General features: G+C 54.3%; 24 protein-coding genes and 1 other annotated feature. Of the genes, 12 read left to right on the forward strand and 12 right to left on the reverse strand.

Going from position 1 to position 25,852, the window contains the following annotated elements; genetic code table 11:
* Positions 1-84 precede the first annotated feature (84 nt).
* The 5 genes from polA (at position 85) to WBG83_RS03775 (ending at position 5,752) form a co-directional block, all read left to right on the forward strand.
* Positions 85-2,754, forward strand: a complete 2,670-nt coding sequence (gene polA / locus WBG83_RS03755) for a DNA polymerase I (RefSeq protein ID WP_336742820.1) — start codon at positions 85-87, stop codon at positions 2,752-2,754.
* A gap of 98 nt (positions 2,755-2,852) precedes the next feature.
* Positions 2,853-3,713 (forward strand): DNA-formamidopyrimidine glycosylase, encoded by an 861-nt coding sequence (mutM, locus tag WBG83_RS03760; protein ID WP_336742822.1) that lies wholly within the window; start codon positions 2,853-2,855, stop codon positions 3,711-3,713.
* Positions 3,714-3,791: 78 nt separating this feature from the next.
* Positions 3,792-4,520, forward strand: coding sequence for an MntP/YtaF family protein (locus WBG83_RS03765; RefSeq protein ID WP_336742824.1), 729 nt, complete (start codon positions 3,792-3,794; stop codon positions 4,518-4,520).
* A 9-nt stretch (positions 4,521-4,529) separates the two neighbouring features.
* Positions 4,530-5,126 carry a dephospho-CoA kinase gene (gene coaE, locus WBG83_RS03770; protein WP_336742826.1) on the forward strand — a complete coding sequence of 199 codons (597 nt, stop codon included), beginning with the start codon at positions 4,530-4,532 and terminating at the stop codon, positions 5,124-5,126.
* Positions 5,123-5,752: a lytic transglycosylase domain-containing protein gene (locus WBG83_RS03775; protein WP_336742828.1), complete on the forward strand. Its 630-nt coding sequence runs from the start codon at positions 5,123-5,125 to the stop codon at positions 5,750-5,752. The genes coaE and WBG83_RS03775 overlap by 4 nt, the downstream gene beginning before the upstream one ends.
* Before the next feature lie 108 nt (positions 5,753-5,860).
* On the opposite strand, the gene WBG83_RS03780 is transcribed toward WBG83_RS03775, so the two are convergent.
* Entirely contained in the window at positions 5,861-6,085 is a 225-nt protein-coding gene (locus tag WBG83_RS03780) for an alpha/beta-type small acid-soluble spore protein (RefSeq protein WP_336742830.1), read from the reverse strand.
* A gap of 158 nt (positions 6,086-6,243) precedes the next feature.
* Here WBG83_RS03780 and nrdR point away from each other — a divergent pair, with 158 nt between their 5' ends.
* Positions 6,244-6,711 (forward strand): transcriptional regulator NrdR, encoded by a 468-nt coding sequence (gene nrdR / locus WBG83_RS03785; protein ID WP_336742832.1) that lies wholly within the window; start codon positions 6,244-6,246, stop codon positions 6,709-6,711.
* Positions 6,712-6,774: 63 nt separating this feature from the next.
* Here nrdR and WBG83_RS03790 read toward each other — a convergent pair whose 3' ends face one another.
* From WBG83_RS03790 to WBG83_RS03800, 3 genes are all read right to left on the reverse strand, one after another.
* Positions 6,775-6,936, reverse strand: coding sequence for a mechanosensitive ion channel protein MscL (locus tag WBG83_RS03790; protein WP_336742834.1), 162 nt, complete (start codon positions 6,934-6,936; stop codon positions 6,775-6,777).
* 647 nt (positions 6,937-7,583) lie between these two features.
* Positions 7,584-9,221, reverse strand: coding sequence for a pectate lyase (gene pelA / locus WBG83_RS03795; RefSeq protein WP_336742836.1), 1,638 nt, complete (start codon positions 9,219-9,221; stop codon positions 7,584-7,586).
* A gap of 518 nt (positions 9,222-9,739) precedes the next feature.
* Positions 9,740-10,318 (reverse strand): hypothetical protein, encoded by a 579-nt coding sequence (locus WBG83_RS03800; RefSeq protein ID WP_336742838.1) that lies wholly within the window; start codon positions 10,316-10,318, stop codon positions 9,740-9,742.
* Between the two features lie 204 nt (positions 10,319-10,522).
* Between WBG83_RS03800 and WBG83_RS03805 the strand changes: the two genes are divergently transcribed.
* A complete protein-coding gene (locus tag WBG83_RS03805; protein ID WP_442955783.1) occupies positions 10,523-11,278 on the forward strand; it encodes a GTP pyrophosphokinase in 756 nt (251 codons plus the stop codon).
* A 541-nt stretch (positions 11,279-11,819) separates the two neighbouring features.
* Here the strand turns inward: WBG83_RS03805 and WBG83_RS03810 are convergent.
* The 8 genes from WBG83_RS03810 to garR form a co-directional block, all read right to left on the reverse strand.
* A complete protein-coding gene (locus tag WBG83_RS03810) occupies positions 11,820-11,996 on the reverse strand; it encodes a hypothetical protein (protein ID WP_336742839.1) in 177 nt (58 codons plus the stop codon).
* Positions 11,997-12,234: 238 nt separating this feature from the next.
* Positions 12,235-12,651 (reverse strand): VOC family protein, encoded by a 417-nt coding sequence (locus tag WBG83_RS03815; protein WP_336742841.1) that lies wholly within the window; start codon positions 12,649-12,651, stop codon positions 12,235-12,237.
* 229 nt (positions 12,652-12,880) lie between these two features.
* Positions 12,881-15,958: a hybrid sensor histidine kinase/response regulator gene (locus WBG83_RS03820; RefSeq protein ID WP_336742843.1), complete on the reverse strand. Its 3,078-nt coding sequence runs from the start codon at positions 15,956-15,958 to the stop codon at positions 12,881-12,883.
* Positions 15,959-16,249: 291 nt separating this feature from the next.
* Positions 16,250-17,782 carry a 2-isopropylmalate synthase gene (locus WBG83_RS03825; RefSeq protein WP_336742846.1) on the reverse strand — a complete coding sequence of 511 codons (1,533 nt, stop codon included), beginning with the start codon at positions 17,780-17,782 and terminating at the stop codon, positions 16,250-16,252.
* A 124-nt stretch (positions 17,783-17,906) separates the two neighbouring features.
* Positions 17,907-18,136, reverse strand: a binding site (T-box leader).
* 145 nt (positions 18,137-18,281) lie between these two features.
* Positions 18,282-19,640, reverse strand: a complete 1,359-nt coding sequence (locus WBG83_RS03830) for a GntT/GntP/DsdX family permease (RefSeq protein WP_336742848.1) — start codon at positions 19,638-19,640, stop codon at positions 18,282-18,284.
* 60 nt (positions 19,641-19,700) lie between these two features.
* The gene (locus tag WBG83_RS03835) at positions 19,701-20,540 is read right to left on the reverse strand and encodes a class II fructose-bisphosphate aldolase (protein WP_336742850.1); all 840 of its coding nucleotides are present in this window, start codon (positions 20,538-20,540) and stop codon (positions 19,701-19,703) included.
* A 29-nt stretch (positions 20,541-20,569) separates the two neighbouring features.
* Complete coding sequence (locus WBG83_RS03840; protein WP_336742852.1) at positions 20,570-22,003, reverse strand: four-carbon acid sugar kinase family protein; 1,434 nt, start codon at positions 22,001-22,003, stop codon at positions 20,570-20,572.
* A 99-nt stretch (positions 22,004-22,102) separates the two neighbouring features.
* Positions 22,103-22,996 (reverse strand): 2-hydroxy-3-oxopropionate reductase, encoded by an 894-nt coding sequence (gene garR / locus WBG83_RS03845; RefSeq protein ID WP_336742854.1) that lies wholly within the window; start codon positions 22,994-22,996, stop codon positions 22,103-22,105.
* Positions 22,997-23,187: 191 nt separating this feature from the next.
* On the opposite strand from garR, the gene WBG83_RS03850 reads away from it, so the two are divergent.
* The 5 genes from WBG83_RS03850 (at position 23,188) to WBG83_RS03870 (ending at position 25,821) form a co-directional block, all read left to right on the forward strand.
* Positions 23,188-23,808 carry a GntR family transcriptional regulator gene (locus WBG83_RS03850; protein ID WP_336742856.1) on the forward strand — a complete coding sequence of 207 codons (621 nt, stop codon included), beginning with the start codon at positions 23,188-23,190 and terminating at the stop codon, positions 23,806-23,808.
* Positions 23,809-23,975: 167 nt separating this feature from the next.
* Positions 23,976-24,671 carry a cupin domain-containing protein gene (locus tag WBG83_RS03855; RefSeq protein ID WP_336742858.1) on the forward strand — a complete coding sequence of 232 codons (696 nt, stop codon included), beginning with the start codon at positions 23,976-23,978 and terminating at the stop codon, positions 24,669-24,671.
* Between the two features lie 20 nt (positions 24,672-24,691).
* Positions 24,692-24,895 (forward strand): hypothetical protein, encoded by a 204-nt coding sequence (locus tag WBG83_RS03860; RefSeq protein ID WP_336742860.1) that lies wholly within the window; start codon positions 24,692-24,694, stop codon positions 24,893-24,895.
* A 249-nt stretch (positions 24,896-25,144) separates the two neighbouring features.
* Positions 25,145-25,582 carry a TetR/AcrR family transcriptional regulator gene (locus WBG83_RS03865; protein WP_336742861.1) on the forward strand — a complete coding sequence of 146 codons (438 nt, stop codon included), beginning with the start codon at positions 25,145-25,147 and terminating at the stop codon, positions 25,580-25,582.
* The gene (locus WBG83_RS03870) at positions 25,534-25,821 is read left to right on the forward strand and encodes a TetR-like C-terminal domain-containing protein (protein ID WP_336742863.1); all 288 of its coding nucleotides are present in this window, start codon (positions 25,534-25,536) and stop codon (positions 25,819-25,821) included. Before WBG83_RS03865 ends, WBG83_RS03870 begins: the two co-directional genes overlap by 49 nt.
* Positions 25,822-25,852 lie beyond the last annotated feature (31 nt).

Below are 25,852 nucleotides of genomic sequence, written 5' to 3' on the forward strand. Positions count from 1 at the left end.
CGGCGCCCTGAAATTCGTGAATAAGCCGCAAATTATGGTATGATGGTGGTATAGGTCACGACTATGGAAGATGAGGTGCAATCCGTGTCCAAATTATTATTGTTTGACGGAAACAGCTTGGCGTACCGCGCTTTTTTTGCGCTGCCGCCGTTGACGAATTCCAGCGGGCTGCATACGAATGCCGTATATGGCTTTACGACGATGCTGCTCCGGCTGCTGGAGGAAGAGAAGCCGACCCATGTTATGGTCGCGTTTGATGCAGGCAAAACGACCTTTCGTCATGAAGGGTATGAACAATATAAGGCAGGCCGCGAGAAAACCCCGTCCGAGCTGTCGGAGCAGTTCCCGCTGCTCAGAGAGCTGCTGACAGGGTTCGGCATTACCCATTTTGAGCTGCCGGGGTATGAAGCGGACGATATTATCGGAACGGTGTCCCGCCAAGCGGAGGAGCAGGGGGCCGAGGTGCTGGTCGTGTCCGGGGACAAGGACATGCTGCAGCTGGCTTCCCCCCGGGTCACTGTCGCCGTTACCCGGAAAGGCATCAGTGAAGTAGAGCGATACGGCCCCGAACAAATTCAGGAAAAATACGGCCTGAAGCCGGAGCAAATCATCGATTTGAAAGGGCTGATGGGCGACGCCTCCGATAACATTCCCGGTGTGCCGGGCGTCGGGGAAAAAACGGCGCTGAAGCTGCTTCATGAGCACGGCAGCGTGGAAGAGGTGCTGGCCCGCGTGGAGGACATGAAGGGCAAGCTGCAGGAAAACCTGCGCAGCCATGCGGAGGATGCGCGGATGAGCAAGCGCCTGGCCACCATTTACCGCGAGGTGCCGATCGGGAAGGAGCTGGACGAGCTGGCTTATAGCGGGTATGAAGGCTCTTCGCTGGGACCGGTTCTCCGCAAGCTGGAATTCAAGTCGCTGATGGAGCGGCTTGAATTGAGCGGCGCGGCCGGAGCAGGACCCGAAGACGGACAGGCAGCTCCCGAAGGGGCGCCGGCGCCTCCGTTCAGGCTCGTTGGCGAGGCGGAGCTGGACGAGCTGGAAGCGGTGCTGTCCCGGGTAGAGACCGTTTATCTGGAAGCCACGGGGGACAATCCGCATCATGCTCTTGTATCCGGGCTTGCTTTTTATACAGAGGAAGCTTGTTATTATTTGCCCTTTGCTCTGGTGGAGGCCGGGAAGGCCGAATTTGTTAAATTGTGGCTGGAGGATGAGAGAAAGGCCAAGCAGGTGTACGATCTGCACAAAATGATCGTGGCCCTTGCGTGGAATGGCATCCAGGTGCGCGGGGTGCGCGCGGATGTTATGCTGGCCGCCTATTTGCTGGACCCGACGGAATCGGGACTGTCGCTCCATGCCCTTACGGACAAGTACAGCTTGCCGCGGGTAGCCCACGAAGAGGACGTATACGGCAAGGGCGCCAGGTTTCAAGTGCCGCCGCTGGAGAAGCTGGCGGAATTCGCCTCCCGGAAGGCGGATGCGGTGCACCGGCTTATTCCGCTGCTGGCGGGCCAACTGGAAGAAAAGGAAATGAACCATCTGTACTACGATCTGGAGCTGCCGCTGGCCGGAGTGCTGTCGACGCTGGAGCTGAGAGGGATTACGGTTGACGGGGCCGAGCTGAGAGAGTACGGGGAGAAGCTGGCCGAGGATTTGGCAACCTTGACCCGGGAGGTGTACGCGCTGGCCGGGACTGAGTTCAATATCGGATCGCCGAAGCAGCTGGGTGAGGTGCTGTTTGAGAAGCTCGGCCTGCCTCCGGACAAAAAGACCAAAACCGGTTATTCTACCGGCGCTGAGGTGCTGGAGAAGCTGGAGCCGTATCATCCGGTCATTAGCAAGATACTTCACTACCGTCAAGTGTCCAAGCTGCAGTCGACTTACGTGGAAGGCCTGCTGAAGGAGATTCGTCCGCAGACGGGCAAGGTGCATACGTATTATCAGCAAACGATTGCCGCTACAGGCCGGCTCAGCAGCCAGTTCCCCAATTTGCAAAATATTCCGATCCGGCTTGAAGAAGGCCGCCGCATCCGCAAGGTATTCAAGCCTTCGCAGCCGGGCTGGCGTATTCTCGCGGCGGATTATTCTCAAATCGAGCTGCGCGTGCTTGCGCACATCTCCGGGGACGAGAAGCTGAAGGAAGCGTTCGTGCACGATCTGGACATCCATACCAAGACAGCCATGGATGTGTTCGGAGTTACGGCGGATCAGGTGGATTCCAATATGCGCCGCCAAGCGAAGGCTGTTAATTTCGGGATTGTTTATGGAATCAGCGGCTTCGGACTGTCGGTCAATTTAAATATTAGCGTTAAGGAAGCGGAGAGATTTAAAGAGCAGTATTTTGCCGTATTCCAAGGGGTTCAGCGGTATATGGAGGAGATTGTGAAGGAAGCGCGCGAGGCAGGCTATGTTACGACGCTGCTTCACCGCCGCCGGTACTTGCCGGAAATTAAGGCGTCCAATTTCAACCTTCGTTCATTTGCGGAGCGTACGGCGATGAATACGCCGATCCAGGGCACGGCCGCCGATATTATTAAGCTGGCCATGGTGCAAATGGCCGCGCGCCTGTCGGAGGAGAAGCTGCAAAGCCGCATGCTGCTGCAGGTGCATGACGAGCTTGTGTTCGAGGTGCCGGAGGAGGAGCTGGACCTGATGCGCCGAATCGTGCCGGAAGTGATGGAGAATGCAATCAAGCTGGACGTGCCGCTGAAGGTGGATGCCAGTGACGGCAGCAATTGGTATGAGGCGAAGTAGCTCCCTTGGTAGGCATGAAGCCGGGGACAAGATATAATGTAGAGCATAAGAAACCATTTCAAACAGCTTCGGGCTTCATGGAGAGGGGAAGACAGGTTATGCCGGAATTACCGGAAGTGGAAACGGTCCGCCGCACGCTGGAGCAGCTTGTCGTCGGCAAGCAAATCAGACAGGTTCAGGTGCATCTGAACCGGATTATTCAGCGCCCGCAGGAGCCGGGACATTTCTGCGCGCTTCTTGAAGGGGAAACGATTCGCGGCATGGAGCGGCGCGGCAAATTTATCCGTTTTGTGATGGATAATATCGTCATGGTGTCTCATTTGCGGATGGAAGGCCGCTACGGGCTTTACCGGCAGGATGAAGCGGTGGAGAAGCATACCCATGTCGTATTTCAATTCACGGACGGCACCGAGCTTCGTTATAAGGATGTAAGGCAGTTTGGGACCATGCATTTGTTCACGCCCGGCGAGGAATTTCTCCAGCCGCCTCTGAAGAAGCTGGGACTGGAGCCGCTGGATGAAGCCTTCACGCTGGATGCGTTCAAGCGCGTGCTGCGGGGCAAATCGGGCAAAATTAAGCCGCTGCTTTTGAATCAGGAATATGTGGTCGGGCTCGGCAATATTTATGTAGATGAGTCCTTGTTCAGCGCGGGGATTCACCCGGAACGGACCGCCGCTTCGCTGAGCGGGGAAGAGCTGGCCCGGCTGCACGAATCGATCTGCACTACACTGCGGGAAGCGGTGGAGCTTGGCGGGTCGTCCATTAAATCGTATGTCAACGGCCAGGGCGAGATGGGAATGTTCCAGATGCGGCTGAAGGTTTACGGACGCAAGGGCGAAGCTTGCGCAGCCTGCGGACAGCCTGTGGAAAAAAGCATTGTAGGCGGACGGGGAACTCATATTTGCCCGGCCTGCCAGCCGCTACGGGTGACGAGGAAAAAAAGCGCATCCGCCAAGTAAGCTTTTTTCATGACACGCGTTCCTGCTTTGCTCCATATGATGGGATAGTGATGCATATGGCAAAGGAAGGTGATGCGGATGCTGCCGGTGTTTTCTCTGCTGCTGCTTGCCCTTGCGGTGAGCCTGGACGGTCTCGGGGTGGGCGTGGCGTACGGTATGCGTCAGATTCGGATTCCGCTGCGCTCTGTAGCGATTATCTCCTGCTGCTCCGGCTTGATTATTTATGTATCGATGCAGCTTGGCGGGGCGCTGAGCCAGTTCTTGTCCCCCCGTACGGCCGGCTGGCTCGGGGCGCTGATTCTGATTGCAATCGGAATGTGGGCGCTACTCCAGATGGCGAGGCAGAAGGAAGGGGATGCTGCTTCAACGGAAGCTGCGGCCTTGGCGGATGGGCCGCCGGAGGCCGGGCTGCATCAGAGCCCGGAGGAGTTCCGTCTTGAAGATGCAGGAACAGGCCAGCGTACACCGAAGATTCTGTCTATTGAACTCAAGCGGCTCGGCATTGTAATCCAAATCTTGCGGACACCGGCGGCGGCGGACCTAGACCGCTCCGGTAGCATCTCGGCCGACGAGGCGCTGTGGCTTGGCGTGGCTTTAAGCCTGGACGCATTCGGGGCGGGGATTGGGGCGGCTTTTATCGGTCTGCCGGCCCTGTGGACGTCGATCGTAATCGCCCTCGCCAGCGGCGCCTTCCTGACGGCGGGCCTGCGGCTTGGACTGCTCTTTGCAGGCTCCAGCTGGATGAGAAGGCTGTCTCTTGTACCTGGCTTTTTGTTAATCATCATTGGATTATTTAAGTTAATGTGAGGTGTGACCATGAACATCGGGCTGACGGGCGGTATTGCCTGCGGAAAAAGCACAGTGGCTTCCTTGCTGGTCGGCAAGGGCGCGATTCTCATCGATGCTGACCGGATTGCCCGTGAAGTCGTGGAACCGGGCACTCCGGGCTTGGCGGACATTGCCGCCAAGTTTGGACAAGCCGTACTTCAGCCGGACGGCAGTCTGAATCGCAAAGCACTCGGCGCGATCGTGTTCCAGGAGGCGGAGAAGCGGAAGGCGCTGGAAGCGATTCTTCATCCGCGAATCCGTGAACGGATGCGGCTTTTATTGGAGGAGGCGGAAGCGGCTCATCCGGACAGGCTTGTGGTGGTGGATATACCGCTTTTGTATGAGTCCGGCCTGCAGGACAATTATGAGCAGATCATGGTTGTCTACGTGCCGGAAGCGGTTCAAATACAGCGTCTTATTCAGCGGGATCAGATCGATGAAGCGGAAGCACGCCGCCGCATTCAGTCGCAAATGCCGATTGAGGAGAAACGGCAGCGGGCCGATATTCTCATCGACAACAGCGGAACACTGGCTGAAACCGAGCGGCAGGTGCTGGCTTTCTGGTCTGGAAAGGGGCTGCCATGACGGTCATGACAAAGCCGGGGGTGTATGTGCTGCTGGTAGTAGGATTCATCGGTGTACTGTTCTTACAGTCGGACTGGCTAGGCAAACGGATGTACCCGGTACAGTATCCGGAGGATATTAAGCGTCTGGCGGACAAGTACAAGCAGGACCCCTATCTGATTGCGGCGATTATTCGTACGGAAAGCAATTTCGACCCTGGTGTGGAGTCTCATAAAGGCGCGTTCGGCGCGATGCAGCTGATGCCGGATACGGCGGAATGGATTGTGGAAACCGGGAATTTCCCCAAAGACATGCTGAGCTCGCTGGATCAGGCGGAGGTTAATGTGGAGCTTGGCTCCTGGTACCTGCGCTGGCTGCATGATCAGTTCGGGGGCAATGTCACGGCTGTAGTGGCTGCCTACAATGCGGGTCCGGGGAACGTCAAGCGATGGATGCAGGATGGCCGCTGGAACGGGCAGCCGGAGACGGTAAACGACATCCCGTTCGGGGAAACACGGCACTATGTACAGAAGGTTACATACTTTTATAAGAAGTATAAAAAGCTTTACCCGGAAGGGCTGCAAACGACGATGCTCAATGTCTCGTCTGTCTTCGGCTTCATCCGCCAGTATGCCAAAATCTTGTAATCAATGCGCGCTGTTTTACCGATGAATGAGGTAGCTGCAGAAAAAGAAAGGAAGCATTGGATCTGCTCCTGATTGGAGCGGGTCCAATACTTCCTCTTGCATCAAGGCTTATCGGAATTGACCGGCGAGCTGCTGCTCGGCGATTTGCACCAGTTTACGAGTGATGTGACCACCAATCGCACCTGTGTCACGAGTAGCCATGTTGCCATAGTAACCATCTTGTGGAATGGCAATACCAAGCTCCTGAGCTACTTCGTATTTCATTTGATCCAACGCTGCATTTGCTTGAGGAACAACTAGCGTATTGGAGTTACTGGATTGTCCTGTACCCATGTTTGTTCACCTCCTTGTCGTTGGTGATTGTATTATGTGCGCTTTTGGCGGGAACCAATCAGGAAAGCACTGGCAATTTTTTTAGCCTTGATTTCGCCCCGGGCCGGGGCGTGAAACGAAGCTGCATACATAGACGAACTCAAGAAGGGGGCCTTATCATGAAATGTCCATACTGCGAGCATAGCGGAACGAAGGTGTTGGATTCCCGTCCGGCCAATGACAACAAATCGATTCGCCGCAGGCGGGAATGCGAGAAATGCCAGCGCCGCTTCACTACATTCGAGATGGTGGAAGAAGCGCCGCTCATCGTCATCAAAAAGGACGGCAGCCGGGAAGAGTTCAGCCGGGATAAAATGCTTCGCGGGTTAATTCGCGCCTGCGAGAAGAGACCGGTATCCGTTGAGAAGCTGGATGAAATTGTATCGGAGGTTGAACGCCAAATCCGCAGTCATGCCTATGCGGAGGTAGACAGCCGGCAAATTGGGGAATTGGTGATGGAGCAGCTGTATCCGGTGGATGAGGTGGCGTATATCCGGTTTGCCTCGGTATACCGCCAGTTCAAGGATATTAACATGTTTATGAAGGAGCTGACGGAAATTCTCGGCAAGCATCAGCACGAGAATTAAGAAACGGGCAAGAGCAGATGGGGGATAGCGGCCGATTCAGCAAAAAAGAGGATACGCTGCAGGTTAGTACAGCATTCTCCTCTTGACAACCACGTTGGCGCCGTAGGCCTTGCGGATTCTGTCCATCTGGTCCGCCACGTATCGGTAAATGTCCTTCAGCCTGCGGTTCAGCGGCGTTATCGTTTCGATGACTTTTCCGTTTACAATAACATCAAAAACAACCATTATCATCAGTTCCTTTCGCGACGGAAATTCCGTGCTGAGTTTGTGCGGCGGCGGCAGGGAAATGTTCAGAGTAGTCCTAGGACCGGGCTGCTTTTTTGCTATATCCAAGGGATAGCCTGCCTGTATAACCGCTCATTTGTATTGTATCGGTCATTTGTTTTTCCAGTGTATGCGCATATCATGAGTTTTATTAAAATAAACAGCAAATGATAACAGAATAACACCGGATGCGATCTTGCAGGAAACGGCAGCGCAATAAGCAGGCAAGAACAAGAGCAAGAACAAGAACAAGAACAAGAGCAAGAGCAAGAGCAAGAGCAAGAGCAAGAGCAAGAGCAAGAACGAGCAAGAGCAAGAACAAGAGCAAGAGCAAGAGCAAGAGCAAGAGCAAGAGCAAGGGCAAGAACAAGAACAAGAACAAGAACAAGAACAAGGGCAAGGGCAAGAACAAGAGCAAGAGCAAGAGCAAGAGCTTCATGCCCCGCCTGCCGCTACCGCGCGAAGCTCCCGGCGCGCAGTGTGGCGTCGCATGACGGTCGTCAACCACATGCCGCCGATGAAGAAGCTGGGCCCAGTCCTGCGGGCAGCTGTATGTACCAGCCGGACTGGGCTTATTTATGCGGAGCTTTCCGCGCGAGGCGTTGTTTTTAAGGAAGAGGCTTGGTTAAGGAATAGTAACCGCTGCCCGAGGCCAGAGTGAGCAAGTTTTTGGCATAGGCGCCTGCCCAGGAATAGCCAAGCCTCCGCTCCTCGCTGATATCCATAATGTTGTAGTACTTCAAGCCGTCCCGATCGGAGAAGAAGTGGTTGTTGTTGTCCAAATTGTAGAATCGGTACCACATCACGCTGGCCGGATCGGATACGAAAAAGTCCGGTCCGCTTCTCACATACCGCGTTCCGTCCACCCGGACGGTGTCGAACCAGGTGAGCGCGCTTTTGGCGGCTGCCCGGATTTCCGGCGTTTGGGGCCTGGACATCAGGAAGGCGGTAATGCCTACTGATTCACTGCCGGACTTGGACGGCAGCTCGTAGGCGCGAGCGCCCAGGGCGGCAAAGGTGACGGGATCGTGCTGGGCGCACCAGACCGTCCGTTTCCCGCTCATCACGATTTGGGCATTCAACATGTATTGAACGCCTTTGTTCAGGGCTGTGGTCAGATTGGTCCGGTAAGTACTGGTCAGAATGTCGCCGTCGAAGGCATACCGCTGGTTAATCATATCATCAATGAGGACCATCACCCGCACCATGGCGTCATCGTTAAAGGTCACATAGTCGGAATAATTCCCGCGCTGCGGATATACCTGCGGCCAGCCGCCGGAGCTGTACTGCGAATTGAGGATGAAATCAACTGCCTTGCGCACGCTTGTTTTGAAGGCGGCATTGCCTGTTTTTTTGTACATATCCGCCAGGAAACGGATTTCCTTCACAGTGGCCTCGTTGTCGAACGTGCCAAGCTCGACCCCGGAGGAGCTTTTCCAATCCGAGCGGGCATCCGTCCCGTTCCAGGCGCTGCTGTACTTCGTTTCCATGCTTTTGAAGAAGCCGCCGTGCGGCATTTGCCAGCTGACGATATTGGACGCGTAGGCGGTATCCGTCGTCAGGCTGCCGGTGACGAAATCGCTGAAATCGCGGTAGCCGCTAAACAGGGAATCGGTATTGATGGCGGAGAAGTCATTCACCGCGACATCGTCAAATTTGGCTACGGCACCCGAGTGTGTGAGCAGCCCGATAGCGCCGGTGGCGATGCTGCTGTCGGTTGCAGATAGCTGAAGCACACCGTTGACGTACATGTTCAGGGCGGTGCCCTCCACCTCAAGCTTAACCGTATACCACGTTCCGGTTGTTAAAGCATACGACTTGCTGACCAGTGTCGTGGAGGTGCCGCCCACTTTTTTGCGAAGCTCAAGCGTTCCGCCGTTATTGTTGTATAAGGAGGCGGCATAGTAATTGTTGCCGTCCTGGTACCGGGCCGCCAGCAGCACGCGGTTGCCGGCATTGAAGGTGTCCATTTTGATCCGCGACTGGACGGTATAATCCTTCCATGACGAGGTGCCCGCGTACGTTCGTCCCTCGACGGAGCTTGTCTGGCGGTAAACCGGGGTGCCGTCAGTCACTACGTCCCAAGTGCCGTGAGTGACAGTCCAGCCGTTTGCATTGCCGTCATTGAAATCATCGGAGAAGACAGAGGCGGCCGACGCGGATTGCGGGAAGCAGGCGTAAAGCAGAATTACCGCGGCGGCACAAAAGACGAGCAGCCTTGTACGGAGCCAACACGTATACATCATAATCCCTCCTTGGTTTGCATCCCCTACGGATGGTTCTGCTGACTGACAGGCTGAATGAAAGCCAGACTGCCGGCTAGCGCCGCTGCTTTCCGGGTCCTTCTGAATCCCGGTTCTTCTGGGTGCAGGAGCGTGATTGTCGCTGGATGCCATTGTTTAACAGCGGCGGGGAAGCGACCTGTAGAACGGAACGAAAAGGAGCGGCAGCAATGATCGCCTCCTCTCAATGGAAATAAAGCATCACCCCGTAAGTAAGCGTTTACAATAAATAAATTGATATAAATGGAAAATATGGGGATAAAACGATTTTCTCATATTTTGCGGGGAGATACAACCTATGTGTTGCCAAATAGGGAGGCGAAGCAGCTATGGAAGCTGAATGGAAAATTTCCCAAGGCATTTGCAGTGCGGGACGGCGATAAAGAGTTCCGTAATAAAGCTGAGATGACGAGAACGAGAGTGAAAAAACAGCCCTGACCGATTCCTTGAGCAAGGACCGGCAGGGCTGCTGCGGGTTGCTTTTATTTGGAGGCCAAAGTCGGCTCCGTGGCGATAAGCTTGAAGGGCTGCCCGTTGTTCACGGTAATTTCCTGCAAAATATTCGCGGAGAAGTTGGTATTTCTTCGAGCGGAATACAGCGAGCCTCGCGCCATGAACACGGCTTCACCGGAATTCACCACAATTTCCCCCGAGAACGGTCTTCCCGTTGTGCAGTAGCCGGTAGAGCTGGTGGAATCCGCATAGTAGAGGGCGGCTGCATGAGCAGCGAGCGTTTTTTTCGTGCCCGGCACAATATTGGTCTGCGCGCTATCTGCCGATCCAGGCAATCCCGGCGCTGTAATGCTCGCACCGTTCACATTGTAAAAATATAATGTGAACGTCACCGGCTGATCGGACGTGTTCACAATTTCAAAATCAAAGTCCCCGCTCTCGGAGTTGGAGCAGAAGTTATTATAAGGAATCTGAAACGGCATGGAGGAGCTTGAAGGGGCGTTCGCCTCCGTCTCCAGTCCTTCGGGCGCGGTTGCGGATACAGGAACAGTCAGGCATAAGCCAACGACCGTGCTAATGAGGGCGAAGCGTTTTATCATCGTTTTCATGGAATAACCTCCAAAGTAAGAAATCCGGCTGTTCTCGTGCTGCATCAGGACAATTCATGTTACCATGCGCCGGGAAAGCGCTGTAAACCTGTGATGGACAAACGGTTTTGCAGGCTGGCAAGCAGTCCCGAGGTTTAGATTTTACTCAAAAAATGGTATGGTTAACGTGTGCGTATGAAAAGAAGGTACAAGGGAGAATACGGGATGATGACACAATATCAGATGGAGCAGTTAAAGGACCTCAAAAATAAAATTACCCGCTTTATGATGGTTTACAAGTTCGCGCTTGATGAGATGGAGACCAAAATCGAAATTCTGAAAGAGGAGTTTCATCTATTACACGATTACAATCCGATTGAGCATACCAAATCCAGAATTAAATCCCCGGAAAGTATTATGAAAAAGCTGTTCCGCAAAGGCTGCGACATTTCCTTGCCCAGCATCAAGCACAACATTAAAGACATTGCGGGCCTGCGGATTACGTGTTCCTTTATCTCCGATATTTACCGGATTTACGATATGCTGAGCCGCCAGCACGATTTGAAAATCCTGGAAGTGAAGGACTACATCAAGAGCCCGAAGCCAAACGGCTATCAAAGCCTGCACTTATTGATTGAAGTGCCAATCTACATGTCCGACGGGCAGGAGCTTGTATGCATCGAGGTCCAAATCCGGACGATCGCAATGGACTTCTGGGCCAGCCTGGAGCACAAAATCTTCTACAAATACAATCAGGAGATTCCGGCTCATTTGCTCCAGGAATTGAAGGCGGCTGCCGATTCCGCGTCAGCGCTGGACCATCAGATGGAACGGCTGAACCGGGAGATTAGCGCGATTAAGAGCGCTCAGTCCGAGAATGCTGCCGAGGAACTAAGACGCATTATTATCAGCAAGGAGCAGTTCTCCATTCCCGCCGCGCTGCTTGAGCTTATGAGTAGCGAAGGGCAGAACGAATCCTAACGTCTGCCGCCGGCGGATGCCTTTACTCTTGAGTTTTTGCCATTCACACCTTTCATTCATCAGACCGTCCCGCACCGGGAGCGGTCTTTTTTCTTGTTTAACAGACAGCTTTGTATCTCCGTTCTTATAGACGTGCCGAACCCGAAAAAGGTTGTAGACAAACTTCATGCCCGTGCTGCGATTCTGCTACCCATCTAACAAAGGTTGTATACATAGAGCATATGTGGGGAAAGGGCAGTGACGGGACTAATTTGGAAGTGAATTATCGGCAAGTTAAGCTTGTGAAGGGCGCAGCATTCCCGCTTAAGCAGTGCGTTTGCACTGCAAGCCCGTTTGCACTGCAAGCCGTACCACGCGCAGCTCCAGCGCGCGGTGTTTCACTGCATGACGGCGGTCGAACGACCACACAGAAGACCCCCGGGAATATCCACTATCCCCGGGGGTCTTCTGCTTGCAGCGGAAAGGAATGAAGCTGTACAGCCAAGGAGCTGCTGGTTCGTACCTTGCGAACGCCGGAACATACGCCGTCAATACGCGTCTGTTAGTCGGACCTGGCTGTATCCTCGTCTGAAGTAAAAGCATGTTCAAGGTTCTCCATAACGGCCTCGACGATTTCACTTAACGGTCCGGTCGGATCAACACTCCGCTGCTTCGGATCGGTAAGAACGGAGAACGAATCAAAGCCGATTCGGCCTTCTTCCATGTCTTTTTCGCTCATGAATTCAGGGTCACCTCTCAGGAACATCAGATTGGTAAGATCCAGCCTGAAAGTTACCCTTCCCGGCGAAGGGGGTTCTTATTCATCCAAGACTGCACGAAGAAGCGGCTCGGTCCAGACAAGGCCCGCAGGGCAAGGGATAAGCTGCATTCTGGCGCTATGTGATAAGCCCCGGTTCCGCCACCTCTGGCGATACAGGACGGCGGTCGCCATCTTCAAGCGGCTCGGATACGGCTTATTACTGCTGCTGCACTGAAGCGGGGTCCATATAAACGAATTCCCACATGTGGCCGTCAAGGTCAAGAAAGCTTCGGCTGTACATGAAGCCATGGTCCATCGGCTCACTGGCAGCTTGTCCGCCGGCGGCGATCGCTTTGTTGACAAGCCCATCGACCTCTGTCCGGCTATCCGCAGATAGGGCCATAATTACCTCGGCGGTTTTGCTCGTATCGGCGATTTCTTTTTTGGTGAAGGAGTTGAAAAACGGCTCAACCAGCAGCATGACGAAAATATGGTCGCTGACGATCATACACGTGGCATTTTCATTCGTGAACTGCGGATTGAAGCTGAAGCCGATTTCAGTAAAGAATGCCACGGCTTTATCCAAATCCTTGACTGGCAAATTCACAAAGATGTTACTTGCTTGAATCCCCATCCCTACATCACCTCATCGTAAAAGTATCCTTCCGGCAGCGACAGTCTGTATAACGGCCTTCCCCGGTTATGGACATTAAGTATTGTAGCATGCCGGTCTCATTTACATTTCTCATGAATTGCTATGATATATTCATCGGAAAGTCCATTCACCCTGCACAGGCTTGTCCGAAAGAAGGCCTTCATACAAGCCGATCAAGACCTTCCCGGCCGGGAAGACCTGAGGGATGTTATTGCTTGCGGGTTCGGTTTTCTTTGGGGACGGAAAACGAAACCCGCGTACCCTGAGCGGGCTTGCTGTCAATCCGCAGTCCTTTGCCGTACAGCTGCTTCAACCGCAAATTCGTATTGCGCAGCCCGATGCCTAAGCTTTTGTCCGGACGGCCGCTCAGAATGCGCTGCAGCTTCTCCTCGTTCATGCCGGGGCCGTTGTCGGCAACACTGATGCGGACGGCCTGTCCTTCATCGATAATTCGAATATGCAAGCTGCCGTGCTCGATGCGTTTCAAGGCGCCGTGGATGACGGCATTTTCTACGAGCGGCTGTATCGACAGCGGGGGAATGTTCAGATCAATCGCCTCATCCATTTCCCACATGACCGTCAGACGCTCGCCGAAGCGTTCCTTCTCAATGCTCAGGTACGAGCGAACCATATGCAGCTCCTGCTCAAGCGGGATGACGCGGTCTGAATTGTGAAAGTCGAAGCTGGCGCGCAAATAGCTGGAGAACTGTCCGACCAGAGCCCGGGTTCTATCCATGTCGAATTTGCTGAGCGCCACCACAGCATTAAAGGTGTTAAAAATAAAATGCGGCTTAATCTGGGCTTGATGCCAGGCGGCTTCCAGGCTCAGCCGATCCTCGACGGATCGTTTAAAGCCCGTTAACGCTTTGGATCTGGTCCGAAGCTCAATAGCATTCACCGGTTTGGTTACATAATCGTTCGCCCCCGATAAAAAGCCGGCTTCAATATCCTCCGGGCGGACGCGGGCGGTCAGCAGCAGGATCGGAAGCTCGTAGACCTTAAAGCGTTCCCTGATGCGCTGTGTTAATTCCAGGCCGGACATATACGGCATCATAACGTCCGTAATGACCAAATCCCATTCGCCGGCTTCCAGCAAGGATAATGCTTCTTTGGCACTACCGGCCCGGACAATCTCATACAGGGGCTCCACCGAGAATACATGAGAGAGCACATTCAGATTAACGGGGTCATCGTCTACCGCCAAAATGCGGATTGTATCGGCTTCAGGCACCGGTCTGGGCGCCGGTGCGGGCACGGTCCCGATATCTGTAGAGGCGGCGGCTTGCGTGGCGCCGGTGACAAGCGCCTCCTCCGTCTCATCGGCCTGACTGCAGCTTGACGCGGGGGCGAGCGGGAGGCTGAAACGGAATTCAGAGCCTTGGCCCGGAGCAGATTGGCCCTCCAGTGTTCCGCCATGAAGCTCAATCAGCTGCTTGCAAATGCCCAGTCCCAGGCCGAAGCCGCCGCTGGCGGTTTCCCCGCCGGGATAGGCCTGCTCATACGGCTCGAATACCCGCTGCAGAGTCTCTTCATCCATACCAATACCGGTATCCGTGATGAAGATGCGCGCCCTGCCGTCGTCGATCTCAGCACGGATTGTTACTTCTCCTCGATTTGTAAATTTCACTGCATTGTGCAGCAAATTAAATAAGATTTGAATGAGCCTGTTTTCATCCGCAAGGACAAGGGGAAAGCCGGACGGAATATGATTGTTCAACTGGACCGGCTTGCTTTCCGTCATAAATTCCAGCGACGCAATCACACCGGAGGCAATCCGCTTGAGGGAATGACTGGCGGTTTGCAGCTGAATGCCGCTTTCCTTCAGGCGCATCATGTCCAGCAAATCATTCAGCATGAACGACATCCGGCGTCCGATAGTAAGCACCATCTCCAAATCCCGGATGGTTCTGTCCTTTAGCGAAGCCTGCTCTCTTTCGAGCACAGCTTGAGAAATGTTCAGTATGCCATGCAGCGGATTGCGCAGCTCGTGAGAGGTATTCGCCAGAAACGTGTCCTTCAGCTTGTCCGCCCGCTGCAGCTTGCCGGCCAGCTTCTCTGTTTCCGCAAAGACGCGGAAATAATTCTTGAACCAGACGGAGGCAAAGGCAATCATGGCCACCATCAAATCAAACGGATAAAAGAGGGCCTTCGTGCCGGTGCCGGTAAGAATGAATTCCCACAGCATGCTGTGGGCGAACGCGATGATGGCCAGGAGCCAGAAGAAATGGTTCTCCACCCGCTGCAGGGTAAACCGGATCATGACTCCCATCGCAACGACTAAAGAGAAGCCGACCATTAGCGTAAACAGCAGCCTGATGTTCATGATGATCGCCAGCGGCATGAGCAGCGTGAGAAGCAGGCATGCCGCAATGACCGCCGAATAGAGGGCGAAGCCTCTGTCTCGCAGGAAGGCGGGCAGCTGGTGGCGGAGGCACTGCAGCAGCGAGTACGCGCCAATAAGCATGGCAATGCCTTTAAGCTTGAAGCTCCAAACGTATGGAAGCGACAGCCAGCTCTCGAGCACCTTGTCGCCATTGCCTGCAATAGCGAAGATGGAGGAGAAGGTCAGCAAAGCAAAAAAGATTAACCGGCTGTCACGCTTCCCGATAGCAAATACGATTAACGCGTATACAGCATGAATCAGCAGAGCCATGCCGATCATCTGCTGCATGGCATTGGACAGCTGGGCTTCGCGCTGGACGGTCTGCTCCGTCCCCAGCTTGACGGAGCGGATAATACCGCTATTGCGGCTGTCCGTAAAATTCGAGGCTTGAAGGACAAGATCGATGATTCCCTTGGAATCGGATGTGAAGGATGCGGAATAAGGAAAGTTCCTCGGCAATGCTTCTTCCTCCGAGGCGGCGGGACGTCCTGACTGGGCCAGCAGCCGGCCGTTCACATATAGCTCGGACGAGCTGCGGACACTTGAAACGTAGAGGGCGAACGTATCCTGCCGATCGGGATTGGTCAATATGCGCAGACGGTATGACCCGTAGCCGAAGGAGCTTCCGGACTCCGGCATAGCCGTATTCCAGCCGCCGGGGACAGGAAGCAGCGTTCTGCCTTGCTCGGGAGCAAGCTTCAAATCCCCGCCGTCCATCAGCCACGTATGGGGGTAAAATTCCCAATCGCCGTCAAGTGTGATAGGGGGGCTTGAGGCCGCGTCCCATTCGCGTAAATCGATCTGGCCGTTCACCGCCTTATAATGCCCGGGATTGACAAAGAAGCTCATCCAAAGTAATCGCATGCCGGTAAGCACGAGGAGAAACAAAACCATCCATAGCATTATCGCTTTCGGTTTCCATAAAAGGCGCAAAATAGACAAAATAGCAGTCTTCCTCACTTGATTGGTATAAATGTCATTATACGCCCATATTCATCCAATTTCTATGCTAGCGGTCCTGGTTTCTCCTGTCAGCGACCATCCGCTTCTCCGCTTCTCCGCTTCTCCGCGCGCAGCGCCCAGCGCGCGGTGTTTCGCTGCATGACGGCGGCCGGTCTACCATATCTCGTCCGTTTGTGTGCTGCTAATCAAACAGGACTCCTTGAATAAGGAGTCCCGTTTTGCCGCCTGCTGTCAGTTCTGTGCCGAATCCAGCAAGGCCGCGTTAATGCCGTTCAGGAAAGCATGTGCGCTGGCTTTGATAATATCGGTGTCCATTGCACGGCCTGAGTAGGTTTTGCCTTGATATTCCAAGCGGATATTGACTCGCCCGACGGCTTCCTTGCCCCGCGACAGGCTGTTGATTTTGTAATCCTTGAGCTGTACATCCAGTCCGGCCAGGGACTTGATGACACTGTACAGCGCATCGATAGGACCGTCCCCAACGGCGCTGCCCTTCAGGGTCTCCGCACCCATTCTGAGCTCTACCGCCGCTGTCGGATGCTGATCGTTGCTGATGACCTGGAACGATGCGAGCTCGTATAACCGCGTGCTGCTCGGAGCGATGGTCCGGTGGCTTGTGACCAGATAGAACACATCGTGATCGTATACTTCTTTTTTGGCATCGGCCAAGGCGAGAAACTGACCGAACAGCTTTTCGAAGTCTTCCGCATCCCTGGTGTCGAAGCCCATTTTCTCTACGGCATTCTTGAACGCGTGGCGGCCGGAGCGCGCGGTCAGGATTAACTCCATGCTATCCGCGCCGACATCCTCCGGCGACATCACCTCGTACACCTGCTTATCCTTCAGCAGACCGTCCTGATGGATGCCGGAGGAGTGGGCAAAGGCGTTGTCGCCCGTAATCGCCTTGTTTACCTGAACATCGAGTCCGGTCAAGTGGCTGACCAGCCGGGAGGTTCTGAGCAGCTCGCTCGTTTGAATGCCTGTATAGCACTGGTAGGCGTTTTCCCGCACCTTGAGAGCCATGACGACTTCCTCCAGCGCTGCGTTGCCGGCCCGTTCGCCAAGACCGTTCATCGTACACTCGATTTTATCGGCGCCATTCCTGACAGCGCACAGGGTGTTGGCGGTGGCAAGCCCGAGGTCATTGTGACAGTGTACACTCAGGACAACGCGATCATCGAGGTTCTTCAGGCGATCGTTCAGGCGGCGAATCATATCGCCGAATTCCTCAGGGACCGCGTAGCCGACAGTATCCGGCACGTTAATCATGGTGGCCCCGGCTTTTACGACCGCTTCGATCGTGCTCCACAAATACTCGAAATCGGAGCGGGATGCATCTTCGGTGGAATACTGCACGTGAGGCAGCAGCGTTTTGGCGAATTTGACCGCGTCTACGCCCATCTGCAGAATGGCTTCCTTCGAGCGGTTGAACTTCTTCTCCACATGAATGTTGGAGGTGCCCAGCACGATATGGATGAGCGGATTTTGCGCCAGCTTGATGCTTTCGTAGACCGCTTCAATGTCGCTCTTGACCGCGCGCGCCAGCGCCGTGATGGAGACGGTGTCTCCGACGCTGCGCACGATCTCCTGCACGGCCTGGAAATCGCCTGCGGAAGAGGCGGGAAAGCCGGCTTCAATAATATCGACCTGCAGGCGTTTCAGCTGCTGGGCGATCTCGATTTTTTGCTGTACATTTAATTTGGCGCCGGGGACTTGTTCCCCGTCACGCAAGGTGGTATCCAACACAATAATTTTGCGGCTCATGTATACATTCCTCCTCAGATTTGAATGAAGGCTTAGGCGTTGTATGTTGTATTTGTATGTTGTATATAGGAAGCGGGGCTGGCTAAACCCGGTCTTTAGCCAACAAAAAAACCCCGTCTCTACGTATAGAGACGAGGTTGAACCCGCGGTACCACTCTAATTCATTTCACTGTGAAATGATCTTCTTCGATGGCCATCACCATCTATCCCTGTAACGGTGGAATTCCGGCTTACCCTACATGTCAGGCAGCTGTTCATAGAGGAGTTCGAACTGAACGACACTGCCGTTTTGCACCAACCAACGGCTCTCTGAAAGGTCATTTCACTTCTACTGGTTCTATTCATAACATTTGGATGTGAAGTTATTGGCTAGTATATGGCATTTAAATAGCGTTGTCAACCTGGAATCTTTACGGGCTGCGCCCGATTTCGAGCCGGGCGGACTGCTGCCGCGGATTGCTGCGGGCGGATAGCCTGATTCAAATCTCAGTGCGTTTGCTTAAATAAACACACTCAGCAGCATGACGATACCGAACGAGGCGAAGCCGAGAATCGTCTCCATGACGGTCCAGGTTTTAAGTGTTTCCGGTACGGACAGGTTCAAGTACTCCTTTACAATCCAGAACCCGGAATCGTTAACATGGGACAGTACGATAGACCCGGCTCCTGTCGCAAGCACAAGCAGCTCGGGGCTGACGCCCGGCATCGTTGCCGCAATTGGCGCTACGATGCCTGCCGCCGTCGTCATGGCCACGGTAGCGGACCCGACCGCTGCCCGGATGAGACCGGCAATGACGAATGCAAGCACCAGCGGCGACATGTGGGCATCCTTGGCAAAGGCGGCGATTGCTTCACCTACTCCGCTGGCGGTCAAAATTTTGTTGAATCCGCCGCCTGCGCCAATCAGCAAAATGATGGAGGCGACCGGACCGAGGCAGTCGTTCGTAAATTTCAGAAGCTCTTTGCTGCTGAAGCCGCGCGCGTAGCCGAAGGAATAAAGCGAGAACAGCAGCGCGATAAGCAGGGCGATAATCGGGCTGCCGATGAAATCGATAGCCATTCGGAAGCTGTTCGTCTCTGGCAGCAGCAAATCAACGACAGTGGCCAGCAGCATCAAAATAACCGGAAGCAAAATGGTGAAGAGCGTAATGCCGAAGCCCGGCAGCTCTCTTTCCTTCGTTTCGGTAAACTGCGCCATCAGATCGCCGGACGCTTCCGACTTGATGCGCTTCGAAATCCACGTGCCGTAGAGCGGGCCTGCGATAGCCGCGGCAGGCACAGCTACGATAAGGGCCAAAAAGATCGTTTTCCCGATATTGGCGTTGAAGATGCCGACCGCCAGCATGGCCGCCGGATGAGGCGGAATCAGACTGTGTACAACGGCAAGGCCTGCAACGAGGGAAATCCCGATTTTAACCAGTGAGGTTCCGGTATGCTTGGCAATAACGAATACAAGCGGAAACAGCAGCACGATACCGACCTGAATGAATACCGGAATCCCGCAAATAACGGCTACGATCATCATCGCCCAGTGGACATTTTTCTCGCCGAACACGCCAACGAGGGTTCTGGCGATACGCTCGGCGCCTCCGGATTCGGCCATCAGCTTGCCGAGCATGGTTCCGAGACCAAGCACAATGGCGATAAATCCGAGTACGCTGGCGACTCCTTCCTGATAAGCCTTCACGATGCTGTTCAGCGGCATGCCCGCGATGAGTCCCATGAATACGGCGCCGATAATCAGCGCGACGAACGGATTCATCTTGACCTTGGCGATTAGCAGGATTAACCCAAGGATGGAAATAACGGCATATAACAGCAGACTGGCTTCATGACTCAGTCCAAATACGGAGTACATCGGTAATAACCTCCTAATGATTTAGGTAAACGCTTTCTCAAATTATGGAAGAGAACAGGGTTACTCCCTGTTCGCAAACAGTGCAACAAAACGGCTCATGGCTGGCACAATTGCATTCTCCAGCTCCGCCATCATAACGGACAAATGAGCGTCGGGCTTGACATTCACCAATTGCTTCAGAAAGTCCGTAGCGGCAAGTGAAATTTCGGTGTTGACATTGATTTTGCAAATGCCGCGCTTAATTGTCTCGGTAATGATGGCATCCGGTGTGCCCGATCCGCCGTGCAGGACGAGCGGGATATCGATCGCCGAACGGATTTGCTCCAGCAGCGGAAGATTGATGTTTGGCTCCCCGCTGTACATCCCATGTACGGTGCCGATGGCGGCCGCGAGGAAATCAACGCCTGTTTCGGCGACGAATTGCTTGGCATCGGAAGGGCTTGTCAGCGTACCGTCGCCTTCCTCCTCGTCGGAGAAAGCGCCTCTGGCCAGCGATCCGATTTCGGCTTCGACAGATACGCCTGACGCGTGCGCCATGGCAACGATTTCTTTCGTATGATGAACATTTTGCTCCAAGTTATACCTGGAGCCGTCATACATGACCGAAGAGAATCCGGCGGCAATTGCGCGCTCAATGGATTCCTTTTCATACGCGTGGTCGAGGTGAAGCGCCACCGGCACGGACGATTTGGCTGCAAGGACCTTCACCATAGCGGCAAAGCCTTCGACATCAACGGTTGGAAAATAACGCTCTCCCAGCGCGATAATGACCGGCTGGTCCAAGCCTTCGGCCGCACGTACGGAGGCCCGGGCGGTTTCCTGGTTGTATACGTTAAAGGCGGCTACGGCGTAATTCCCTTCCCGGGCTGCTGTCAGTATCGCTTTGGTATTCCCAATCATGAATGGTTTCACTCTTTTCTTTGTTAGCCTTAGCTTTCGATCTTTTGTACGGTTTCAAGCAGCGTCCGCTCTCCGCCCACGTTGCCGGGGAAAACGATGTAAGGGATGCCGCTGAATTTGGCCTCATTTCCGGTCAGCCATACCGGGATACCGGCTGCTACCTGGCCGAGAACGAGAGCCTTGCGGATGCCCAGACCCTTGGTGGCCACATCGCTGGAGGTAATGCCGCCTTTGGCGATAATAAACTTCGGCATCACCTTCAGCGATTGAACGACTTCAACGAGGGCCTGGGATACGGTCTGGCTGATTTTGAAATTGTCCGCTTTGTTATCGACGGCAATCAGCTTGCGGCTGCTGTACACGACAACGCTGCTTCCGACGGCGATATGCTTGTTGGCCTCCGCGATAACCCGTTCCAGCTCCTGCTTATACCCTGCCGGGTCAAGAACCTGCTCGACATGAATCTCCAGGCTGATGAGTCCCGGATGGGTAAGCAGCTGCTCCAGCTGACGTGTCGTTTTCTGCACATATGAACCGACGACCACGATACCGCCATGGCCTTCCTGGCCGTTTGCAATGAGCTTGTTTTTCGGCAAAAAATCCTGATCGGAAATGCCGGCATACGACTTCACGAAGGACGCCGCTGTCCGGAAAATAAACGACTTTCCTTCCGCTTCGGCCTGCAGCAGTGCAAGCGACAAAACGTCCATGTCAGCATAAGAAAGGGCGTTGACGACGATCGGCACATTGTTTTGGGCCTGCAGCAGCACTGCTTTTACCGCGTCCGGACCGCGCCGGATATCCTCCAGCGAAATAACGAGGCATTCGGCGGCTGTGCGGCGGCCGTTTGTTTTCTCCTCAACCCAGGCTGTCAGATCGCCATGCTTGTAGCCGAATACTTTATCCTTGGCAAACTCGGTTTCATTTACCGGGATTAGCTGTTCTCCTTCAAGCATAAAATGTGTGTTTCCGTACGTTACCCGTCCGCCCTCGAAGAAGGCGGGAATAATGAGATGGCCGTCAAAGCCGTGACCGCTCAGGCGGACAATCTCTTCGGACAGCACATCGGTCTCCAGCGGGTAATAGCCGCGCAGCATGGAATCGCTGCGGCTCACAAATGTATAGGCTTGTCCGCTCTCGGCAGCCGTTTCATGCACATGACGCGCAATTTCACGGTTTATCCGCTCTGCCGCTTCGGCATCAAGACCGCGGGTATTGGTCAGTATATAGAAAAGTGATTCGGGCGCCTCGAACGCTTCCCGGAGCAGCTCTTTGTCCCACTGGGTCAGCACATGAATGTCATGTACGGTTTGGACTCCGGTCGGGTCATCGTCCAGCACAATAATTTTACGGCTCTGGGAGTCGTTCATTCGCTTGATTTCTTGACGCAGCCCCTGATCGTTCCATTCGGAAGGCAATGCTGCCCGTAGAGCGTCAAGCGTCTTTGGTTTGGCTTCAGTCATTTTGCTGCACCTGCCTGTTTACATGATGGTGAACGGGCCGCTGCTTGCGGCCGACGGGTATATGAAGTGGCATGGAATCGGTCAACTGCCAAGAAGGCCTTACTTTGCCTGGACTTGAACGCCGGCCAGCTTTTCGAAATATTGCACGATGCCGCCGTGGTCGTCCGCAGCTTTGCCGTCAATTTTAAGCGCGTGGAAAATTTCCAGCAGCTGGCTGCTGAGCGGCAAAGGCACGCCGATATCATGAGCGGTCTCCATGACATTGGTCATATCCTTCAGGTTAATGTCGATACGTCCGCCGGCGACGAAATTTCGCTTCAGGATGAGAGGGACCTTAGCGTCCAGCACTGCGCTTCCGGCCAATCCGCCGCGGATCGCCTGATACATCTTGTCGATGTCGATGCCCGCTTTGGCGGCAAATACGAGCGCCTCGGACATCGCGGCAATGTTCAAATTAACGATAATCTGATTCGCCAGCTTGGCGGTTGTGCCGCAGCCGTTGTCCCCGACCAGCGTGACATCCTGACCGACCGTTTGAAGCACATCCAGCACCTGCTCAAAAACACTCTGGCTGCCGCCGACCATAATCGCAAGGGTGCCGTCAATTGCTTTCGGCTCGCCGCCGCTAACCGGCGCATCCAGCATGAACAGTCCTGCTTCGGCTGCTTTGTCCGCAAGCTCTTTGGAAGCAACGGGCGTAATCGAGCTCATGTCGATAATGACACTGCCTTGGCGCGCGCCCTTCAGTATACCGTTCTCGCCGGTAATGACCTCCGTCACATGCCTTGAGTTCGGCAGCATGGTAATGATGACATCGCTGTTTTCCGCAACTTCCTTCGGCGTTGCTGCCGGCTGGGCGCCTTGCGCCGCGAGAAGGTCGACAGCCTCTCTATTAATATCGAAGACGGTCAGGGCGTATCCGGCTTTCAACAGGTTCATTGACATAGGCCGGCCCATGATGCCCAGCCCGATAAATCCGATTTTCTTGTTCACGTGGGGTCCCTCCATAGGAAAATCTTGTTGTAAACGCTACCAACATGTTACTCATTCATTATTGTACACAAATAAATATATTTTGTATACATTTTTTTAATTATCGTATCCATAAATGCAGATCCAATGGTAAAATCCCGTTGTGTCTCCCGGAACTTTTCGCTAAAGTAGATGATAGAGGTGAATGAGAGATGGAGGATAGCAGCAGCAAGTCGCGTTCGGCGTACCAGCATTGCTATGAAGCGCTGCGGGATATGATTTTGAATGGGACCATTGCGCAGGGGACGAAGCTGGTGGAGGAGAAGCTTGCGGCCGAGCTCGGGGTCAGCCGTACGCCGATCCGGGAGTCCATCCGCAAGCTGGAGCAGGAGGGGCTTATCGTCAATAAACGGGTGGTGCGGCTTTCGCAGACCGACCTGCGCAACACCTTTGAGCTGCGAAAGCTGCTCGAGGGGCATGCCGCCCGGAGCGCGGCCGCTTATTTATCCGCAGAGGAGCTGCAGCGGCTGGAGCGCTGTGTGGAAATCGGACGAACCGGGACCCGGGAAGAAATTATGGAAGCCAATCGGGAGTTCCACGAAATTATTATGGGCGCCAGCAACAACGCGCTGATGATTGATTTGTTCGACCGCATGCAGTCGGTCATTTATTTGTTTCGGCAAACGGTCGTTTATTCGAATCGTCCGTTCCTTATTGACGAGCATCAGCGGATTTGCGAAGCGATCCGGGCCCATGACGGGGACACCGCCGAGCAGCTGATGAAGGAGCATTTGCAGTCGGATTTGGAGTTTTGCCTGCATCTTATTCGATAAAGCCTCCCTTCCTTAAGCATTCCTTAAGGCTCGCGGACAGAAGCTTTCTTGCGGCCATCGGCTGTCAAGAAAGCTTCTTTTTTCCGAACAGGCACACCGCAAGGATATAGGCACATATGATATGGCATATGTCCAGAGCCTAAGGAAAAGGAGGCGTACGGGAATTCATGGCCGTTTCCTATATGGATTTCACATCCCCAGCCGTGCAGTTTACGTATGATCTGAGCAGCAATACGTTTTTCAAAAAGGACCCTCAAAATTATATAAATACGTTATCGATTCATCAGCTGAACACACTTGGAAATGTGTCTCTGCTGGATATTTACTTAAGCAAGGGCAATGTGGTGGAGCCCCATTTCCACCAAAATGCATCCGAGCTGGTGTACTGCATTTCCGGGGGGGCCATTGTGTCTATCGTAAATCCGTTTACGAAGCAGCTGCTTCATTTTACGATTCAGCCGGGTCAGGTCGCGAATGTGCCGCAAGGCTGGTGGCACTATGAGATGGCGACTATGGATAACACGCATTTGCTGGCTATTTTTGACGCTCCGGTTCCCGAATTTATTGGCGGCTCCGATTTGTTGAGGCTGACGCCGGCAAGCGTGCTGGCCTACACATATTGTCTGAACGAAGCCAAGGTGAAGGATGCGCTCGCGCCGATTACGGAGACGGTCGTGATCGGCCCGCCGTCCGATTGCAAGCGGGAGCAGCCGCCAGGCTTCGACGCGAATGATTCGGCCTGCGCCTACCCGATCGGCTATAATCCGGGGAACGGCCATATGCAGCGGCAGGCATGGGGAGGACCCCGGCAGCGGCCGATAATTGGCAACGGCTGGGGCTATCCGCCCCGTCCCGGCTGCTGATAAGTGAGCTGGACGCCGTCATGCGGCGGGGCGCCGGGGGATTCGCCGGGGGATTGCAGCAGCGCGCCGGCGGCTGGAGCGATGGCGGCCATGAACAGACGATATGGCTGGAGCATACACTTCAGGACTTGGGCGGCCTGCGCTGTTTTTGCCGTGACGGGAACGGAAGTGATTTGTCCAGCGGGCCGGGTATCGTGGAGGATGTCTGCGCGATGGCCAGCTGATTGTCGATGTGCGCTCCCTCCGCTGGCGCTTCGATCGCGGGTTAGCGGGGGGTTCCCCGCCGATGTTCTTCATTGGTAACATTGTTACCGGATAGGGTCATTGTATCCTGGCGATTTTTGTTATAGTCAACTGTTTTTTCCTGCTGCTACGCAAGATTGACACTGGACCTGCAGCCGTTTAAAATTTGGATAAAAATCATTGGAAACTTTGTTGCCGAAAAATAACGAGAGAATCGCAGGTGATGAGCAATGAGCGACAAACCGTTTCCCAGCCCTGATCATGGTGCCGGTGTGAACACAAATGTGCCGAAAACCTACAAAGAAGCCCGCTTGCAGAACACGGAGAACCTGCGCAATCTTGTCGTTGAAGCAGCAGCAGCGATTTTGCAGGAAGAGGGGCCGGAGGCTGTAACGGTACGCAGGGTGGCGCAGCAAATGGACTGCTCGACCAAAATCATATACAGCTTGTTTGTGAACAAGGAGGGGCTGGCGCAGCAATTGTATTTGCACGGCTGCAGGCTGCTGGCTTATGAGCTGGATAGAGCAGGGAGCCAGGCGGCGGCTCCGGCGCAGCATTTGTTGCATTTGGGGGAGGCCATTGGCATTTTGGACAGCGTTACACGAATTACTATAAGCTCATGTTCGGAGGCGCCTTTACGGACTTCAAACCGGACGAGGCGAGCATGAACGGTACGGTGACTGCGATGCGGCAAGTATTGAATGTCGTATCCAAGGCGCAAGAGGAGGGGCTGCTTGCAGGCCTGCTTGATACGGAAGCGGTCGTGCATGTATTCTGGGCCTCGCTTCACGGAGTGATTCATCTATACATGGGCGGTCACATTGGGGACGCTCAGTCTGCCCATGCTGTTTACAGACAGTCGCTGACTTTAATGGTGGGCGCGTTGCTTCCGCAGCAGCCTGCGTAAGGATGCTTAACCGGGGCTTCGGGGTTTAACG

Origin of the sequence: Paenibacillus sp. y28, from assembly GCF_037137075.1 — a bacterium.
Lineage (GTDB): Bacteria > Bacillota > Bacilli > Paenibacillales > NBRC-103111 > JBBBNV01.

Bases quoted from the DNA above. Each gene is read 5' to 3' on its own strand.
- mutM (WP_336742822.1), top strand. From the start codon at position 2,853: ATGCCGGAATTACCGGAAGTGGAAACGGTCCGCCGCACGCTGGAGCAG.
- WBG83_RS03765 (WP_336742824.1), top strand. From the start codon at position 3,792: ATGCTGCCGGTGTTTTCTCTGCTGCTGCTTGCCCTTGCGGTGAGCCTG.
- coaE (WP_336742826.1), top strand. From the start codon at position 4,530: ATGAACATCGGGCTGACGGGCGGTATTGCCTGCGGAAAAAGCACAGTG.
- WBG83_RS03775 (WP_336742828.1), top strand. From the start codon at position 5,123: ATGACGGTCATGACAAAGCCGGGGGTGTATGTGCTGCTGGTAGTAGGA.
- WBG83_RS03780 (WP_336742830.1), bottom strand. From the start codon at position 6,085: ATGGGTACAGGACAATCCAGTAACTCCAATACGCTAGTTGTTCCTCAA.
- nrdR (WP_336742832.1), top strand. From the start codon at position 6,244: ATGAAATGTCCATACTGCGAGCATAGCGGAACGAAGGTGTTGGATTCC.
- WBG83_RS03790 (WP_336742834.1), bottom strand. From the start codon at position 6,936: ATGGTTGTTTTTGATGTTATTGTAAACGGAAAAGTCATCGAAACGATA.
- pelA (WP_336742836.1), bottom strand. From the start codon at position 9,221: ATGATGTATACGTGTTGGCTCCGTACAAGGCTGCTCGTCTTTTGTGCC.
- WBG83_RS03800 (WP_336742838.1), bottom strand. From the start codon at position 10,318: ATGAAAACGATGATAAAACGCTTCGCCCTCATTAGCACGGTCGTTGGC.
- WBG83_RS03805 (WP_442955783.1), top strand. From the start codon at position 10,523: ATGATGACACAATATCAGATGGAGCAGTTAAAGGACCTCAAAAATAAA.
- WBG83_RS03810 (WP_336742839.1), bottom strand. From the start codon at position 11,996: ATGAGCGAAAAAGACATGGAAGAAGGCCGAATCGGCTTTGATTCGTTC.
- WBG83_RS03815 (WP_336742841.1), bottom strand. From the start codon at position 12,651: ATGGGGATTCAAGCAAGTAACATCTTTGTGAATTTGCCAGTCAAGGAT.
- WBG83_RS03820 (WP_336742843.1), bottom strand. From the start codon at position 15,958: ATGCTATGGATGGTTTTGTTTCTCCTCGTGCTTACCGGCATGCGATTA.
- WBG83_RS03825 (WP_336742846.1), bottom strand. From the start codon at position 17,782: ATGAGCCGCAAAATTATTGTGTTGGATACCACCTTGCGTGACGGGGAA.
- WBG83_RS03830 (WP_336742848.1), bottom strand. From the start codon at position 19,640: ATGTACTCCGTATTTGGACTGAGTCATGAAGCCAGTCTGCTGTTATAT.
- WBG83_RS03835 (WP_336742850.1), bottom strand. From the start codon at position 20,540: ATGATTGGGAATACCAAAGCGATACTGACAGCAGCCCGGGAAGGGAAT.
- WBG83_RS03840 (WP_336742852.1), bottom strand. From the start codon at position 22,003: ATGACTGAAGCCAAACCAAAGACGCTTGACGCTCTACGGGCAGCATTG.
- WBG83_RS03850 (WP_336742856.1), top strand. From the start codon at position 23,188: ATGGAGGATAGCAGCAGCAAGTCGCGTTCGGCGTACCAGCATTGCTAT.
- WBG83_RS03855 (WP_336742858.1), top strand. From the start codon at position 23,976: ATGGCCGTTTCCTATATGGATTTCACATCCCCAGCCGTGCAGTTTACG.
- WBG83_RS03860 (WP_336742860.1), top strand. From the start codon at position 24,692: ATGCGGCGGGGCGCCGGGGGATTCGCCGGGGGATTGCAGCAGCGCGCC.
- WBG83_RS03865 (WP_336742861.1), top strand. From the start codon at position 25,145: ATGAGCGACAAACCGTTTCCCAGCCCTGATCATGGTGCCGGTGTGAAC.
- WBG83_RS03870 (WP_336742863.1), top strand. From the start codon at position 25,534: ATGTTCGGAGGCGCCTTTACGGACTTCAAACCGGACGAGGCGAGCATG.